Origin of the sequence: Iamia sp. SCSIO 61187, from assembly GCF_019443745.1 — a bacterium.
Taxonomy (GTDB): domain Bacteria; phylum Actinomycetota; class Acidimicrobiia; order Acidimicrobiales; family Iamiaceae; genus Iamia.
Window position 1 is genome coordinate 953325 of record NZ_CP050948.1, and the last position, 16870, is coordinate 970194.

Here is a 16870-nt window from a genome sequence, read left to right on the forward strand (position 1 = left end):
TCTTGCATCCTGAGAGGAGGACACCGATGCACATCGAGTCGCCGCCGCTCCACTGGCCGCCGACCCGGCACCCGTGGTTCGACCCGTACCGCGAGTGGCGCCAGCCGCCGCCGTACCCGCACCCCGGCTTGCCCGACTGGGCGCAGCCGCCGGTGATCCACGTCGCCAGCACGCCGACCTACCGGAGCTAGCCGCTCCACAGGGCGACCGGCAGACACCGAGGTTCGAGTCCTCGGCGCCCACGACCCGCGACCGTGCGGGCCACCAACCCCAACACCAAGGAGCATCAGATGCAGCAGCCCAAGGACGGCTTCATCTCCGTCCCCCACTGGAGCGACCACGGCAACGGGTCGTTCCTCCACATGGACCAGTACGCCGACGGCCGCAAGATCGACCACGTCCCGGTGCAGAACCCCCTCGGGGCCTTCGCCATCGGCGGCGCGATCGCGGCGGAGCGCCGCAACCGCTGATCCCGGTACGGGCGACTGGCAGACCCCGGGGTTCGAGTCCCCGGCGCCCACGATTTCGCCACCAGGGCGACATCAGCCGCTACCGCGGCGGAAAGGAGGTGAGAGCAAATGGCTTCGACCAGCTTCTCGCAGCAGCCCGGCAACCCGGCTGCCTACGACTTCCACGCCTACTACGGCGGGACGGGCTCGCCCAACGAGCACGGCACCCCGAATGGGCACGGACACCTGCACATCCAGAACGGCCAGACGGTGTACAACCGGATGCCCGTGGAGCGCGGCGTGGGCCAGATCGCCGTCAGCGGCATCTTCCACGACTGATCTTCAGCTGACTGGAGGAGAGGCGGTCAGCCTCTCCTCCAGTCGCGCGCGCCGGAACGATCTCAGGCTTGCGCGCTACAAGCGGGCTCGGCGCCGAGCCGTGGCCAGGTTGCAGGCGGCTCCACCGATAGGGGCCACGGCGCCATGTCCCCTGCGAGCATCCGGTCGGTTGTGCTTGCCGGGCTTCGCCCGGTCGACGTCGGCGTCTTACGAATACGCTTTACAAAGACGCCGACGCTCCGTATGCTGAGACGCGCTACTGATCCAGGAACAGAAAGGAGGCGCACGATGGGAGCAAAGCGACGAGAGGCCACCCGCTCGGTCACGTTCCGTGTCCCGGTCGAGCTCTACGCGCGGCTGGAGCACTTGGCCTTCGCTGAGCTCGAGGCGCTTGAGGGCTTGGATGCGCGAGTCGCGGATGTGAATGTCTCGGACTACCTCCGCACGGTGATGCGTGAGTACGTCGAAGAGGGGGAAAGCGAGCACCCCGGCGGCGCTGATGCACTGCGCTCGAACTACAAGCGAGCCGAAGCGCGGGACCTCAGGGCCCAGTTGGAGGTCGCTGAGCTCGAAGCGGGCGACCTCGCCCTTGCAAAGAAGCGATAACGAGGGGAGACTGCCGCCGTGGACACCAGCCCATCACTCCGCCGCTCCGCCCTCCGGCGCTTGTGGCTGAAGCGCCGCATGCGCCTGAGTGCCACGGCAGCATTCGGAATGAAGCTGTCGCTGATCGTGCTCCTCCGGAGCGCCGGCGAGAGCGTGGGCAGTGAGGTCTACCTCGAAGCGGCGACTTCTCAGATCTGCGCCCAGGCGCGCAGGCGTGGTCAGCACGCTCCTCCCCCTCGCGGTACTTCTTGGGATTACCGGGGAAATCTTCGGCATGACTCAGGCGAAGCTGTTCCTTGCCTAAGGATGGGACCTCTTTGGTCAACACTGGATGCACCGACAAATGGTCGCCCCACGGCTACAGGAGACCGGGGACTTTGGCCGGACCGCATCCATACATTGAGCATGCGAAGGTGTCAGAAGGCTTGCTCAACGACCAAGACTCGAGAATTGAGTCGAGGTTCAGCCTCCTTTGAGGGCACGTGTGGCTCCGGTCGATATCCGCGGCATGGCTTGCCTACGCGGTCGACGGCAACAGCACCGCTCGGCTGAGCGTATGGACGAGGAGATCGGTTCTCCGGGAAGGGGAACCGATCTCACCGCCTAGGTAGCTAGTGTTTCGCCCTAGCGAGCGAACCCGGGATCCACCTGGGAGGGGCGAGGCACCATGCAGGATGCGACATTCGTTCGGACCGTGGCGAAGCCCAGCGCGTTCGCAGACCTTGCTCCAACCGTGGAGTTGGCGTTTACTCGACTCAAGGCGCTCGGGAACGTCCCGGACTCGTGGACGTTCGACCTGAGTTCGGTCGACTGCGTAAGCCAGCAGGAGTTGGTCCGCCGGGATGGCCTAGCGGCCGTAACTATGCGCAAGCTGCAGGCTTTGAACGTCCAGATCCAGGAGCCGACGCGATCGCTCGCTGTGATGCGCCTCCTCGCAGAAGTCCTGCACGTGCTCGAGCTCTTTGCTCCGGCAGACACTGACCTGGGTGAATCTGCGATCCCCACCATTCATACGGCAATGGCCTCGATATGGGATCTTTGCGGCGAGGACGATGTCGTGCTTGCGTGAACATTGCGTCCGCCTGAGGTAGCTCCGGCCCTGGTCGGCGGGCATCCCCGGGTCCAAGCACGGACAGTTCGATCGCCAGACGTCGCGGTCAAGAGCGCGGTTTTCGCTGTGTTCCGCGGCTTACAGGGGCATGGAACGCGATGGGCTCGGGGTGTTCGAGGTCCTGGTGCTGGTGCTCGCCGGGGTGGCGGTGCTGGTCATCGGGGTCGTGTGGGCGGGGGCGGCCCTCTCGCTCCTGCTGTCGGGGAGCCCACAGGGTGTCGCGTTCTCTGCTGCGGCTGACGCGGTCGGTCGGCTCCCGGCGAACCTCGGTGCTCCCGCGAGCGCTTGGGCGGCGCCGTACTCGGAGGCGTTGCCTGCTGCTCCGCTCTACTGGCTGAGCACCGGACTGGCAGGGGCAGGCGCGGCGACGGCGACCGGAGCAGCGATCAGTTGGTTCGGGCGGTCGAAGGTCGGGACGTCGCGTCGTCGTCCACTCGGAGTCGATGCTCGGCCTCGGTTCGCCACACGTCGGGACCTCCGTGCCCTGCTTGTTGACGAGCCAGTTCATGGCCGGTTCGTGGTCGCCAAGTTCGGGCGCCATCTCGTCGCCACCGAGCCTCCTCCGATCGCCGGTGGGGCGCCGCCGCCGAAGCACAACCGTGGGCCTCGACGCGGTGATCGGGGAGCGGTCGCGCTCGTCGGTCCTTCGCGGTCGGGCAAGACCACGGCCGCGGTGGCGGGGATCCTCGAGTGGAACGGGCCGGCGGTGCTGTCGTCGGTGAAGGCGGACCTGCTCGGCGCGACCCACGGGTGGCGGTCGGAGGTCGGCGAGGTGCGGGTGTACGACCCGATGTCGTCGAGCATCCCCCGGGGGACCACGGCGCTGTGGTCGCCGTTGCAGCAGGCGGGGTCGGTGGCGGGCGCTCAGCGAGCGGCCCGGGCGCTGTGCGATGCCGCTCCGCGAAGCGGGGTCGAGGGCGGCATGGACTTCTGGCTGGCCCAGGCCGAGATCTTGCTGTCGGGGTTGTTGTTCATCGCCCACCAGGGCCACCGCGACATGGGCGCCGTGTGCCAGTGGGTCTTCGCTCAGGACCGCCCGACCGACGCCGGTGACGGCGAGGGGCCTGTCAAGACTTCTGTGTAAGCAGCTCGTGGTTGGGGGGTCAGATCCGGCCGGCGAGGCGGTCGGGGTAGGCGATGGTGAGGGCGCCGAGGGCGGGTCGCCATCCGTGGGTGGCGGCGCCTTCGACCAGGTGGCCGGGGGCGGTGCGCTTGTTGCGGGCCTTGCCGGCTTCGGCGGCGCGTTGGCGGGCCCGCTTGTCTTCGATGTCTCGGATGGCGAGCCAGAGGAGCTTCACGACGGCGTCGTCGTTGGGGAAGTGACCGCGGTTCTTGATGATCTTGCGGAGCTGGTAGTTCAGCGACTCGATCGTGTTGGTCGTGTAGATCACCTTGCGCAGCGCCGGCGGGAACTCGAGGAACGGGATGAACCGCTCCCACGCGGCGGTCCAGGTCGAGACCGTGGCCGGGTAGCGCTGACCGAGGTCTGACTCGGCGAACTCGAGCAAGGCGGCCTCGGCGACCTCGGCGTTGGGGGCGGTGTAGACGAGCTTGAGCGCAGCGGCGACGGCTCGGCGGTCCTTGTAGGACACGAAGCGCATCGAGGCCCGGATGAGGTGCACGACGCAGGTCTGCACGGTGGCCTGGGGCCAGGTCGCCTCGATGGCCTCGGGGAACCCGGTGAGCCCGTCGCAGCAGACGATGAGGACGTCTCGGACGCCCCTGTTGGCCAGCTCGGCGCAGACCGCCGCCCAGAACTTGGCCCCTTCGTTGGCCTGGACCCAGATCCCCAGCACGTGCTTGATGCCGTCGAGATCGACGCCGACGGCGATGTGGGCGGCCTTGTTGCGGACCTGATGGCCGTCTCGGACCTTGACCACCAGAGCGTCGAGGTAGATCACCGGGTAGAGCTCCTCGAGCGGCCTGCTCTGCCAGGCCTTGACCTCCTCGAGCACGGCGTCGGTGATCTTCGAGATCGTCTCGTGGCTCAGCTCGGTGCCCAGCGTCCGGGCCAGGTGAGCGCCGATGTCGCGGATGGTCATGCCGCCGGCGTAGAGCGAGATGATCATCTCGTCGAGGCCCCCGGTCCGCCGGGCGCCCTTCGGGACCAGCCGGGGTTCGAAGGTCCCGAGCCGGTCCCGGGGCGTGGCCAGATCGACATCGCCGACCTCGGTCGCCACCGTCTTCGGCGTGGAGCCGTTGCGCGAGTTCCCCGACCCCCGTCCGGCCGGGTCGCCCCGCTCGTAGCCGAGATGGCCGGTCAGCTCAGCGGCCAGACCCCGTTCGAGGACGGCCTTGATCATCTCGGGCAAGAAGCCGCCCTCGCCGGTCAGCTGCACCTCCCCGGCATCAACCCGGGACATCAGATCGTCGAGCAGTCCGGCATCGACGAGCTGCTGCACAGCAGCCCGCTCAGCCGACCGCTCGACCTCGTCATCGGTCATGGACACGTTCACTACCTCATGGAAGAGGAGCTCCTACACAGACCATCTGACAGGCCCACGGCGAGGTCTACGACGCGCTGAAGCCGCTGTTGAACTCGAACAACAGCGCCGTGTCGGGCGGGGCGAGCGAGGTCCACAAGAGCCTCAAGTCGGTGTGGCAGATGGAGGACCGCACCCGCTCGTCGATCTACGCCACCGCGCAGACGGTCGTGTGGCCCTGGTCCGACCCCGGTGTCGCGCTCTCAGCTCGCCCGCCGCACACACCACCGGGCAAGGGGCGACCACCCAAGCGCGGAAAGGAGGGGGAGGGCCAGATCGACCTGGCGTGGCTGCTCGGCGGGGCCAACACCGTCTATCTGTGCTCGCCGATCGAGGACCAGCGTCGCCTGGCCCCGGCGTTCGGTGGGCTGCTCAACGATCTGATCAACCAGGCCTACCGCCACGTCGCCGAGCGCGGGAAGCCGCTCGATCCACCGTTGCTGGTGGTGATCGACGAGGCGGGCAACACGCCGCTGCGGTCACTACCGGAGTACGCGTCCACGCTGGCCGGCCTCGGCGTATTGCTGGTGACGATCTGGCAGAGCATCGCCCAGCTCAACGCCGCCTACGGCCCCCAGTCCGACACGATCCTCACGAACCACCTGACCAAGCTCATGTACGCAGGGCTGTCCGATCCAGCCTCGCTGTCCTACGTCGATCGAATCCTCGGGCAGGCCGAGGTCGACACCCGATCGAGGACGGCCACCGAGCGGGTGAGCGGCGGTTCGGACCAGTTCTCCACGACGCAGGTCCCGCTGGCGCCGGCACACGTGTTGCGCCAGATGCGTCCGGGTGACGCGCTGTTGGTGCACGGGACCCTGCCGCCGGCGCACGTGAGGACCCGCCCGTTCTACGCCACACCGCACCTCGCAGAGCGCGCCGCGATGAAGCCCGATCGTTCCCAGACGGCGAAGCCGTGAAGCCGTTCCTCCGCCCGACCTCACGCGCTCGACTCGCGCCGGTCGGCTGGACCTCCGAGCCCGCCGGGCAGTGGGCGGGCCGCGAGGTCGAGGTCGTCTACGACCCGAGCCAGCACCAGATCGTGCTGTGCCGGAACGATCCCGGCGACCACATGCGCTCCGAGCTGGCCGACGCCGGCTACCGCCGCTACGCGACCGACGGGACCCAGGAGATGTGGGTCCGAGACAAGGCCGCGTCGGCCGACGCGGCTCTCGCCCGGTCGACGGATCGCAGCCAGCACCGTCCGGCAGCCGGGCTCGAGGCCCGTGGGCTGTGACCGGACGCGCCCTCCGGGGCTCGTGGACGCCACGGCGGTAGGTTGTGGCCAGCGATCGGAGCGCTCGCCGTGCCCCGTCGAACCAGCTCTCGCTGTTCGACATCGAGCTCCCGCCCACCGAGGCCGACACGTCGGCACAGGAGGCGCACCGTGATGAACCACTACGGCCAGCTCGCCCTCGACCACAGCCGGAACCACCGGCCGGTCGCCTATTCGCAGATCCTCGACCCGGACGAGTTCTTCGCCGAAGCGGGGGAGGAGATCGCCGCAGCGATTACCGAGACCCGCGACCAGATCCTCGGCCCACCCCGGGCCGACGAGGACCTGGAGAGCTACCGCCGACGCGGCTACCAGGCGTTGGCGACGGCCGAGGAGCTGGTCCTGACGGACCACTTCCTCTTCCAACCGGAGACGACGACGGACGAGGACTTCGACGAGGATCCGGACCTGGCCGATCGCTACCGGCTGCTCGACGAGATCAACCGCGTGATCAACCAGTCGCTGTAGCCGACGATCCACCAGCCCGAGCGGAGCCGAGCGAGCCCACCCGAGCGGAGCGGCCACCAGCGTTCCGTCCGGATGGGCCGGACGACCTGGCGCCCGCAGGCTCGACCGCGAAGCTACGAGCGAACCTTGCCGCGCTCGACGTCCTACGACGTTGCCGCGACGAGGACCGGTGGGCCGACGCCGAGGAGCAGGCGGTGCTCGCCCGATGGGCGGGGTGGGGTGCGGTCCCGAAGGTCTTCGACGAACGTGACGAGCAGTTCGTCGCGGAGCGGGCGGAGTTGCGGCGGTTGCTCGGCACCGAGGAGGCGTGGGCCCAGGCGCGGCGCACCACCTTGAACGCCCACTACACGTCGGCCTCGGTCGTCAACGCGATGTGGGGAGCCGCGTCGGCCCTCGGTGTCGACGGCCCAATCCGCGTGCTGGAGCCGGGGTGCGGCTCGGGGAACTTCCTCGGCCTCGCCCCCGAGGATGCGGTGCTCACCGGCGTCGAGCTCGACGCCACCACCGCCAAGATCGCCGACCACCTCTACGGCGCCCGGACCACCATCCACACCGGCGCGTTCGAGGAGCTGCGCGTCGAGGACGGCGCCTTCGACATGGTCATCGGCAACGTCCCCTTCGCCAAGGTCACCCCGCACGATCCTCGCCACAACCGGGGCCGCCACGCCCTGCACAACTACTTCCTCCTCAAGAGCCTCCACCTGACGCGGCCCGGCGGGATCGTGATGGCCCTCACGTCCCGCTACACCCTCGACGCCCACAACCCCTCGGCGCGCCGGGAGATGGCCGGTCTCGCCGACCTGGTCGGTGCCATCCGACTCCCCGAAGGGGCGTTCGCCAAGTCGTCCGGCACCGACGTCGTCGTCGACCTGCTCGTCCTGCGCCGCCGCCTACCCGGAGCGGAACAGACCGGCCCGTCCTGGGAGCACGCCGTCACCACCTCGGCCAACGGCACCGGCGACCGACCCGGCGGTGACGTCGAGGTCAACGAGTACCTCGTCGCGCACCCCGACCGTGTGCTCGGCGACCTCGTGACCACCCGAGGCATGTATCGAGACGACGAGCTGAGCGTCGCACCAACCGGGAACCTCGACGAGCAGCTTCCCGCCGCGCTCGACCGACTGGTCGCCGACGCCACGGCCACGGGTCTTCGCTACGTCGCCCGCTCACCGACCGAGGCGCACCGCACGCGAGCTCTGCCGCAGGCGACGGGCGACTTCGACCTCACCCACGCCCAGGACGGCAGCTTCGTCGTCACCAGCAAGGGAGAGGTCGCCGTCGTGCGCGGCGGAGTGCCCGTCGCCTACGAACCACGGTTCGCCAAAGACGGCCCTGAACTCGTCCGCCTCGTCGGACTGCGCGACGCCGCCCGCAGCGTGGTCGCCGTCCAACTCGACGGCGGCAGCGAGGATGACCTGCGCGCCGCTCAACAGGCGCTCGCCGACCGCTACGGCAGTTACCTACGGGTCTACGGACCGATCAATCGATCGACCCGAGCCCGCACCGGTCGCCGAGATCCCGAGACGGGCGAGGACATCCACCGCCGGATGCGGCCACGAATGGGCGGCTTCCGCGAGGACCCGGACTGGCCGCTCGTCGCCGCGCTGGAGCTGTTCGACGACGAGACCCAGCAGACCCGGCCGGCTGCGATCTTCCACGACAGGATCATCGACCCGCCCCACGAACGCCACGCCGTCGACACACCCGACGAAGCCGTCGCCGTCTGTCTCGACGAGACCGGCAAGGTCACCGCCGACCGCGTTGGAGAGCTCCTCGGCGTCGACCCGACCACGGCCCGCACGCGACTTGGGAACCTCGTCTACGACGAGCCCGACACGGGCCGGCTCATCCCGGCCGCCCAGTACCTGTCGGGCAACGTCCGCGACAAGCTCACCGCCGCCCGAACCGCGGCGACGACCGACGATCGCTACGGGTCGAACGTCACTGCCCTCGAGCGCGTGCTGCCACGCCAACTCGACCCCGTGGAGATCACCGCCCGGCTCGGCTCCCCGTGGATCCCCAGCCGAGACGTCGAACGCTTCACCGCCGAGGTCCTCGACGCCGCGGTCGATGTCGAACACCTTCCGCAGCTCGGCCACTGGTCCGCCCGGCTCCGCGGCGGGAGCCGCCGCAGCGTCGCCCTCACCTCCGAATGGGGTACTGCGCGCGCCGACGCCATCACCCTGCTCGACGCCGCGTTGAACCAGCGGCTCCACACCGTCACCGACGCCACCGACGACGGTCGCCGCGTCCGCAACGACGCCGAGACCCTCGCCGCACGCGACAAGCAGGAAGCACTCACCACCCGGTTCTCGGTCTGGGTGTGGGAGGACCCCGACCGATCCGAGCGTCTCGCCGGTCGCTACAACGAGCTGTTCTCGTCGACGGTGCTCCCGCACCACGACGGCAGCCACCTCACCCTCCCGGGCCTGGCAGCGAGCTTCGAGCCCCGTTCGCACCAGCGCGACGCGGTCGCCCGGATCCTGACCGACGGCCGCACACTGCTCGCCCACGCCGTCGGCGCCGGCAAGACCGCCACCATGGTCATGGCGGCCATGGAGCTGCGCCGACTCGGCTCGGCCTCGAAGCCCGCGGTGGTCGTCCCCAACCACATGCTCGAGCAGTTCTCCCGCGAGTGGCTCCAGCTCTACCCGACCGCCCGGATCCTCGTCGCCGACCGCGAGCGGCTCTCGAAGGACCGGCGCAAGGAGTTCGTCGCCCGTGCCGCCACCGGGGACTGGGACGGGATCGTGTTCACCCAATCCGGGTTCGCCCGCATCCCCCTCGGCGCCGATCTCATGCGCGACTACCTGGCCCAGGAGATCGAGACGGCCCGAGGTGCGCTCGCCGGGTCACGCGACGGCCAAGGGCTGTCGGTCAAGCGGCTCGAACGCCGCATCGCGCAGATGGAGGAGAACTACAAACGCCTGCTCGCCGAGCACACCAAGGACGACGGCGTGCGCTTCGAGGAGACCGGCGTCGACTTCCTCTTCGTCGACGAGAGTCACGCCTACAAGAACCGTCGGGTCGACTCCAGCATCGACGGCGCCGCCAACACCGGATCGCAGCGAGCCCAGGACCTCGACTCCAAGCTGTGGGCGCTGCGCCGCGCCCACGGCCCTCGGGTCGTCACCTTCGCTACCGCGACCCCGGTGGCGAACTCGATGGCCGAGCTGTGGGTCATGCAGACCTACCTCCAGCCCGACCACCTTGAAGCCGTCGGCCTGAAGCCGTTCGACGCGTGGGCCGCCACCTTCGGACGCACCCACACCGCCCTCGAGCTCGCCCCCGATGGCGCGTCATACCGGATGCAGACCCGTTTCGCTCGGTTCCAGAACGTCCCGGAGCTCCTGACCCTCTACCGGCGAGTCGCCGACGTTCGCACCTCGGACGACCTCGACCTCCCCACTCCCACTGTGGCCGGCGGCCAGCCCGAGACGGTGGTCGTCGAACCGAGCGACGATCTCGTTGACTACGTGGCCGACCTCGCGGCGCGCGCCGAACGCATCCGCAACCGCTCCGTCGACCCCGCCGAGGACAACATGCTCAAGGTCACCGGCGACGGACGACGCGCCGCGCTCGACCTCCGACTCGTCGGCCTCGACCCAGCCGCCGACCGAGCCAAGCTCGATGTCGCCGCCCAACACATCGCCGCGATCCACCACGCCACCCGCGACCACCGCTACGCCGACGAGCACGGCCAGCTCACCCTCCGCCCCGGTGCGCTGCAGCTCGTGTTCTGCGACGTCTCCACCCCTGCCGGCGACGGCTGGAACGCCTACGACGAACTGCGCACGCTCCTCGTGCGACGCGGCGTCGACCACGGTTCGATCCGCTACATGCAGTCCGCCCAGACCGACCAGGCCAAGGCCAACCTGTTCGCCGCCTGCCGCGACGGCAGCGTCGCCGTGCTCATCGGCTCGACCGAGACGATGGGTGTGGGCACCAACGTCCAGGCCCGCGCTGTCGCCATGCACCACCTCGATGCGCCGTGGCGCCCGGCGGACATCGAACAACGCGACGGCCGCATCCTCCGCCAGGGGAACCAGAACCCCGAAGTCCGCATCCTGCGTTACGTCAGGGAGGGCAGCTTCGACACCTACATGTGGCAGACCCTGGAGCGGAAGGCCGCGTTCATCGCCCAGGTGACTCGTGGCGACCTGCCCGACCGGGACGTCGATGACATCGGCGACCAAGCGCTCTCGTTCGCCGAGGTCAAGGCCCTCGCCACTGGTGACCCGCTCGTCCTCGAGAAGGCGGCGGTAGACGCCGATGTCGCCCGGCTCACCCGACTGGAACGCGCCCACCACGACGACCAGCACCGGCTCCGCCGCACGCACGAGACAGCACTCGCTCGATCCGATCGAGCGACCGAGCGCGCCGGTCAGCTCGAGTCCGTGCTCGATCGGGTCATCGACACCCGCGGCGACCGATTCACCATGACGGTCGACGGCCACCGGCACTCCAAGCGTGTCGAGGCCGGGGAGCACCTGCAACGGTTCATGGCCGAGCGCCTCGACCGGACGCCTCCGGAGACGAATGGAGCGATCCACGACATTGGCTCTCTCGGCGGCCTCACCATCACCGGCCAAGCCGTCACCACCATCGACGACGAGATCCGCCTCGCCGTCCCCGACGCCCACATCGAGGTGACCTGGCCCGCCCTCGACTGGAAGCGCAGCGACCCGAGCGGACTCATCACCCGCCTCGAACGCCAGATCCAACGACTGCCCGACACCCTCGCCTCACTCCAAGCCGAGGGCGACACCGCTCGAGCGGAGGCCGATCGGGCCGCCGCCCGCATCGGCGCACCGTGGGACCGAGCCGAGGAGCTGACTGCCCTCCGACGTCGCCAAGGCGAGATCAACGACACCCTCGCCGCGGCCACCGCCTCCGACGAACCGTCGAGCGGCGAGCCTCCGGCCGCGGCCGTGACGGTCGACCCGGTCGTCCCTCGATCGCCCGGCGGCGGCCTGTCCCTATGAGGAACCCCTGTCGCACATGGGCCGAACGGCCTACGCTTTCGGGATGGCATGGTTCGCCCCCGCTCCTCGACCCGGCACCGCCGGGTTCGACCGCGGGGACGCCAGCCGGCGGGGGAGCAGCGGGCAACGGACGTCAGTCCACCTTCCAAGCAGCGACACCCCGGCGGCAGACCATGGACCCGGAGACCAGCGGTAGCGGAAGCGAGCCGCCTGGCAAGGAACGGAGGCCCGTCACGGGCCTCCGACTTGAAGCGTTGCCTCCGTGCGCTGACCCCGCCTTCCCGGTCCTGCACGACTACTTCGAGATGGTCTACGGGCCGCTGATCGGTCCCGCCTCGACCCTGCTCGCACGGGCGCTCAATCGTCACCTCGCCGATGCCGGTGGCCCGGTCACCGTCTGCCCCATCGAGCTCTCTCTTGAGCTCGGCCTGCGCGCTAGTCATCGCGAGCCGGTGGGCAAGACCTCCCCACTGGCCAAGGCCATCGACCGCCTGGCCCAGCACCGACTCGTCACCCACCTCGGCGACGAGACCCTCGGAGTCGTGGTCAGCGTCCCGCCGATCACCGACCGCGGCGTCCCGAAGCTGCCGCGCTCGGCCCAGCGCGCCCACCGCCTGTTCGCCGCCACCTCCGAGCTGGCGCCGCAGAGCCCACGGGCAGCCCCCAGCGGACCGCCCGTGGGCGATCAGGAGCCGGGTGTCGGCTCGCCGTCGACAGAGGCCGAGTAGGTCCCGTCGGACTGGACGGCCCAGCGGACCACCTGTCGCCCGGACGCGTCGCACAGGACCAGCGCGACGGTGGACGTGCCGTCGTTGTGTGAGATCGACTCCAAGACCGCGACCTGGTCGCCGTGGAGGGCGAGAGCGAGTTGAGCGGCGCCGCACACGTCGACGAGCCACGCGCGGGCGCTTCCGTCTTCGTCTAGCAGTTCCAGCCCGACGGTCGTATCGCCCTCGTACGGGTCCCTGTCGGCCGCGATGCTCGCTCGGATCCGACCCTGGTCGTCGACGATCTCGAGCCGTCGGGCCCGCAAGACACCGGCCTCTGCCTCTGGTGTCATCGATGCACCCCCATGCGAATAGGAGGCGGGGGTCACCCATGTCGCCGGGCGAGAGCGCTGTCCGAAGCGGACCTCGGCAACGTACCTCTGCGTTAGAGGCAACGCAAACGCAGGCCCGAGGGGCGGGGCTTCCTACCCTGGCGGGTCGTGGGACGAATGGTGGATGCCGACGATCTGGTCAGCGCCAGCGAGATCGCGACCCGCCTCGGGGCGAAGCGCCCCGGCGTCGTCCACGACTGGCGCCGCCGGCACCCGGACTTCCCCGAGCCTATCGCCAGGCTCGCCCTCGGCTACGTCTGGTCTTGGCCCGATGTCGCCGCCTGGGCACGAGTCACTGGACGGCTGTGACCTGGGGTGCACGCGTGGAGCCGTTGCGTTCGCGCGACTGGTGATCGACGGACCGTCCGTCGCTGTCACGGTGGTGGCGTACCCTCTGATGGTCAGGTTGACGCGAGCCAAGAGGGGTCGGGGGGCCTGGCCACCGATCTCGAGATGCCCGAAATCCATCGATCTGTACGCAACCGATTCGCCACCCGTGCCGCACACCGCGGGTGTCCGGCGCGCCTGAAGAGGCTTCGTTGACGCGGCTTGAAGACCTTACGAAGGGGACACGCGTCCGCGGTATCTCGCCGTCGGGGCCTGTGACGGTCATCGACGCGGACTGGATCGGCTCCGACGTGCTCAACCTCACGTATGAGGACGCCAACGGGGCCATCGAGCGCGAGCTTGTCTATCGAACCAGCGAGCCGGACCTGAGCCTTGACGGCGATGGCCGGCCGTGGTCGCTCGATGCGGACCCACGGCTGTTCACCCTCGTTTCCGAAGCGAAGCGAATCCAGCTTGCGTACCTGTTCGATCCTTTCCTCGCCGCTGAGGTCTCCGATGTCGACCCGCTGCCTCACCAGATCGAGGCCGTCTACACCGAGATGCTCACCCGGCAGCCGTTGCGGTTCCTCCTCGCCGATGATCCCGGAGCGGGCAAGACGATCATGGCTGGGCTGCTGATCCGCGAGCTCATCGTGCGCGGTGACCTCGAGCGATGCTTGGTGGTAGCTCCGGGCGGCTTGGTCGAGCAGTGGCAGGACGAGCTGGGCGAGAAGTTCGGGCTGGAGTTCGACCTCCTCTCACGCGACCTCATCGAGACCTCTCGGACGGGCAACCCGTTCACACAGCGACCTTTGCTTATCGCTCGGCTCGACATGCTCTCGCGCAACGAGGAGCTGGTGGATCGGCTAGCTCAGACCGAGTGGGATCTGGTGGTTGTCGACGAGGCTCACAAGATGTCGGCGACCTTCTTCGGCCAGGAGGTCAAGGAGACCAAGCGGTACCGCCTGGGCAAGCGACTGGGATTGATCGCTCGGAATCTGCTCTTGATGACAGCGACCCCTCACAACGGCAGGCCCGAGGACTTCCAGCTCTTCATGGCGCTTGTTGACGGCGATCGCTTCGCGGGCAAGTTCCGAAAGGGCGACCACAGCGCCGATCCGCCCCGGGACCTCATGCGGAGGATGGTGAAGGAGGAGCTGCTCCGTTTCGATGGAACGAAGCTGTTCCCCGAGCGGGTCGCCTACACCGCGAAGTACCCACTCTCGCCTCTCGAATCAGCGCTCTACGAACGGGTGAGCGACTACGTGCGGGAGGGGATGAACCGGGCGGAACGGCTCGCCGACGGTGGCCGAAAGAACGTGGTCGGGTTCGCCCTGACGACGCTGCAACGGCGTCTCGCCTCTTCACCGCTTGCGATCCAACGCTCTCTTGAGCGGCGCCAGCGACGCCTTGCCGACAAGCTCGCTGAGGCACGTATCGGGCAACGTGCACTGAACGCGCCGATCGATGTCGTGTCCGCACCCTCCCGCTTCCGACTTGATGACTTCGACGACTTCGATCCGGATGAGCTCCTTGAGTCGGAGCTGGAAGATGTCGAGGAGGAGGTCGTCGACGCCGCGTCCGCAGCACGCACGATCGCTGAGCTCGAGGCTGAGCTGCTCGAGCTGCGGGACTTGGAGGACCTTGCCCGGAGGGTCTTGGCGTCAGGGGAAGATCGGAAGTGGGACGAGCTCGCCAAGCTGCTCGCCGACACGCCGGAGATGCTCGACGCGACCGGCTCGCTGCAGAAGCTGATCATCTTCACCGAGCATCGCGACACCCTCGACTACCTCGTAGCGAAGCTCTCGCGGCTTCTCGGCAGTGACGACGCGATCGTGTCGATCCACGGAGGGGTTCGTCGAGAGGATCGCCGGCGCGCCACGGAGCGGTTCACGCAGGACCGTGAGGTCCTGATCATGGTGGCGACCGACGCTGCCGGAGAAGGCCTCAACCTCCAACGCGCCCACTTGATGATCAACTACGACCTGCCGTGGAATCCCAACCGAATCGAACAGCGATTCGGGCGGATCCACCGCATCGGCCAGGAGGACGTGTGCCGCCTGTGGAACCTGGTTGCTGAGGACACGCGCGAGGGGCAGGTGTTCGAGCGTCTGCTCAGCAAGCTCGATGAGCAGAGGGCCGCTCTCGGCGGCAAGGTCTTCGATGTCCTTGGGGAGGCCTTCAGCGACAAGTCGCTTCGGGATCTGTTGATCGATGCGATCCGCGCAGAGGATCCGAAGCTCCAGCAGGCGCGCGCGGCGGCGGTCATTGATGTGACGATCGGTGATCGCATGCGCGAGCTGATCGATGCCCAGTCCCTCCTCACGGACCTGCTCTCCCCTGAGCACGTCAGCGAGATCCGCGACCAGATGCAGCGGGCGCAGGCGCGCAAGCTCCAGCCCTCCTACATCCGACGCTTCTTCCTCGAAGCGTTCGAGCAGCTCGGTGGCAGAGCGGTCCGCCGCGAAAGCGGTCGCTACGAGATCACGAGGGTTCCTGGCCGACTTCGCCAGTACGACAGCTCGGCAGGACTCGGGCGCCTCCTACCTACCTACGAACGCATCTGTTTCGAGCGAGAGCACGTGAGCGAGCCCGGCAAGCCGACGGCAGCGCTTCTCACGCCCGGCCATCCGCTGCTCGAAGCCACGATGGGCGTGTTGCTTGAGCGGCATGGCCCGGCACTGCAACAGGGCGCAGTCCTGGTCGATCCGAACGACTGGGGGTCGGAGCCGCGTGTTCTGGTGTACCTCGAGCACGAGATCGTCGATGGAACGCTCATCGAGGGAGGACAGCGCCGAGTCGTCTCCAAGCGGTTCGAGTACGTCGAGATCGACGAAGCAGGAACGGTTGCCGACGCTGGCTATCACCCCTACATCGACTACCGAGCCCCCACCACCGAGGAGTCCGCAGCCGTTGTTGACCTCCATGATTCAGCATGGACGCGGGCGAATTTGACCGAGGTTGCTCAGCGCCACGCCATTGAGCACAACGCACCGAAGCACCTCTCCGAGGTCGAGGCTCGGGTACACGCCCGTGTCGACGCCACCGTCGCCGCGGTCGAGAAGCGGCTGAGTGAGGAGATCCGATACTGGGACGCTCAGGCGCTCAAGCTCAAGGATGCCGAGCTGGCCGGCAAGCGGAACGCGAAACTCAACTCCGCCCGCGCCCGCCAGCGCGCTGATGAAGCAGCCGAGCGCCTCGAGCGCCGACTCGGTGAACTGGCCCTCGAGCGCAAGCTCTCAGCCCGCCAGCCGAGGGTCACGGGTGGCGCCCTCATCATCCCAGCGGGGCTGCTCGCGACTCGCCTGGGCTCTGCGCCTCCAGCTCACGCGAGGGACACGCTGCGCTCGGACCAGCTCGCCGTGGCGGCCGTACTCGCAGCAGAGCGACGCCTGGGCCGGAACCCTCGTGAGATGCCGCACAACAACAAGGGCTACGACATCGAGACGCGCAGACCAGATGGCGACCTGACCTTCATCGAGGTCAAGGGCAGGGTCGTCGGGGCTTCCGACTTCACGATCACCGCCTCGGAGATCCTCTGCGGCCTCAACAACGGCACTAATCACATCCTCGCCTTGGTGGAGGTCGCCGAGGACGACTCCACGACCGTCCGCTACGTCCGTGACCCGTTCACTGGCCGTGCCCCTGAGCCTGGCTTCGGTGAGAATGCCCGAACCCTGGCCTGGCGCGACTACTGGACCCTCGCCTCCGACCCCGCTTGAGAGCC

At 68.5% G+C, this 16870-nt stretch carries 15 protein-coding genes; 13 read left to right on the forward strand and 2 right to left on the reverse strand.

Translation table 11 applies throughout. The annotated features are described in order from the left end of the window. Positions 1-26 precede the first annotated feature (26 nt). From HC251_RS04650 to HC251_RS04675, 6 genes are all read left to right on the forward strand, one after another. Positions 27-191, forward strand: a complete 165-nt coding sequence (locus HC251_RS04650) for a hypothetical protein (RefSeq protein ID WP_219944136.1) — start codon at positions 27-29, stop codon at positions 189-191. A 99-nt stretch (positions 192-290) separates the two neighbouring features. Then, positions 291-470: a hypothetical protein gene (locus HC251_RS04655; RefSeq protein WP_219944135.1), complete on the forward strand. Its 180-nt coding sequence runs from the start codon at positions 291-293 to the stop codon at positions 468-470. Positions 471-578: 108 nt separating this feature from the next. Further along, a complete protein-coding gene (locus tag HC251_RS04660; protein ID WP_219944145.1) occupies positions 579-788 on the forward strand; it encodes a hypothetical protein in 210 nt (69 codons plus the stop codon). A gap of 288 nt (positions 789-1076) precedes the next feature. Further along, complete coding sequence (locus HC251_RS04665) at positions 1077-1394, forward strand: hypothetical protein (RefSeq protein WP_219944146.1); 318 nt, start codon at positions 1077-1079, stop codon at positions 1392-1394. 694 nt (positions 1395-2088) lie between these two features. After that, positions 2089-2463: a hypothetical protein gene (locus tag HC251_RS04670; protein WP_219944147.1), complete on the forward strand. Its 375-nt coding sequence runs from the start codon at positions 2089-2091 to the stop codon at positions 2461-2463. 151 nt (positions 2464-2614) lie between these two features. After that, positions 2615-3589, forward strand: coding sequence for a type IV secretory system conjugative DNA transfer family protein (locus HC251_RS04675; protein ID WP_219944148.1), 975 nt, complete (start codon positions 2615-2617; stop codon positions 3587-3589). A 19-nt stretch (positions 3590-3608) separates the two neighbouring features. Here the strand turns inward: HC251_RS04675 and HC251_RS04680 are convergent, their stop codons facing one another. After that, positions 3609-4949, reverse strand: coding sequence for an IS256 family transposase (locus HC251_RS04680; protein WP_219941247.1), 1341 nt, complete (start codon positions 4947-4949; stop codon positions 3609-3611). An 89-nt stretch (positions 4950-5038) separates the two neighbouring features. Between HC251_RS04680 and HC251_RS04685 the strand changes: the two genes are divergently transcribed. The 5 genes from HC251_RS04685 to HC251_RS04705 all read left to right on the forward strand — a co-directional run bounded on the left by HC251_RS04685 (position 5039) and on the right by HC251_RS04705 (position 12445). Next, a complete protein-coding gene (locus HC251_RS04685) occupies positions 5039-5908 on the forward strand; it encodes a type IV secretory system conjugative DNA transfer family protein (RefSeq protein WP_219944149.1) in 870 nt (289 codons plus the stop codon). Continuing rightward, entirely contained in the window at positions 5905-6225 is a 321-nt protein-coding gene (locus HC251_RS04690; protein ID WP_219944150.1) for a hypothetical protein, read from the forward strand. The genes HC251_RS04685 and HC251_RS04690 overlap by 4 nt, the downstream gene beginning before the upstream one ends. 150 nt (positions 6226-6375) lie before the next feature. Beyond that, complete coding sequence (locus HC251_RS04695) at positions 6376-6732, forward strand: hypothetical protein (protein WP_219944151.1); 357 nt, start codon at positions 6376-6378, stop codon at positions 6730-6732. Positions 6733-6926: 194 nt separating this feature from the next. Then, the gene (locus tag HC251_RS04700) at positions 6927-11717 is read left to right on the forward strand and encodes a DEAD/DEAH box helicase family protein (protein WP_219944152.1); all 4791 of its coding nucleotides are present in this window, start codon (positions 6927-6929) and stop codon (positions 11715-11717) included. Positions 11718-11971: 254 nt separating this feature from the next. Beyond that, positions 11972-12445, forward strand: a complete 474-nt coding sequence (locus HC251_RS04705) for a hypothetical protein (RefSeq protein ID WP_219944153.1) — start codon at positions 11972-11974, stop codon at positions 12443-12445. Here HC251_RS04705 and HC251_RS04710 read toward each other — a convergent pair. Next, positions 12403-12750 carry a hypothetical protein gene (locus tag HC251_RS04710; RefSeq protein WP_219944154.1) on the reverse strand — a complete coding sequence of 116 codons (348 nt, stop codon included), beginning with the start codon at positions 12748-12750 and terminating at the stop codon, positions 12403-12405. The two genes, HC251_RS04705 and HC251_RS04710, sit on opposite strands and share 43 nt — an antisense overlap. 174 nt (positions 12751-12924) lie before the next feature. Between HC251_RS04710 and HC251_RS04715 the strand changes: the two genes are divergently transcribed. Continuing rightward, positions 12925-13125: a hypothetical protein gene (locus HC251_RS04715; protein ID WP_219944155.1), complete on the forward strand. Its 201-nt coding sequence runs from the start codon at positions 12925-12927 to the stop codon at positions 13123-13125. Positions 13126-13418: 293 nt separating this feature from the next. Beyond that, on the forward strand, positions 13419-16865 hold the full coding sequence (locus tag HC251_RS04720; RefSeq protein ID WP_219944156.1) for a helicase-related protein: 3447 nt from the start codon (positions 13419-13421) through the stop codon (positions 16863-16865). The last annotated feature ends 5 nt before the right edge of the window (positions 16866-16870 follow it).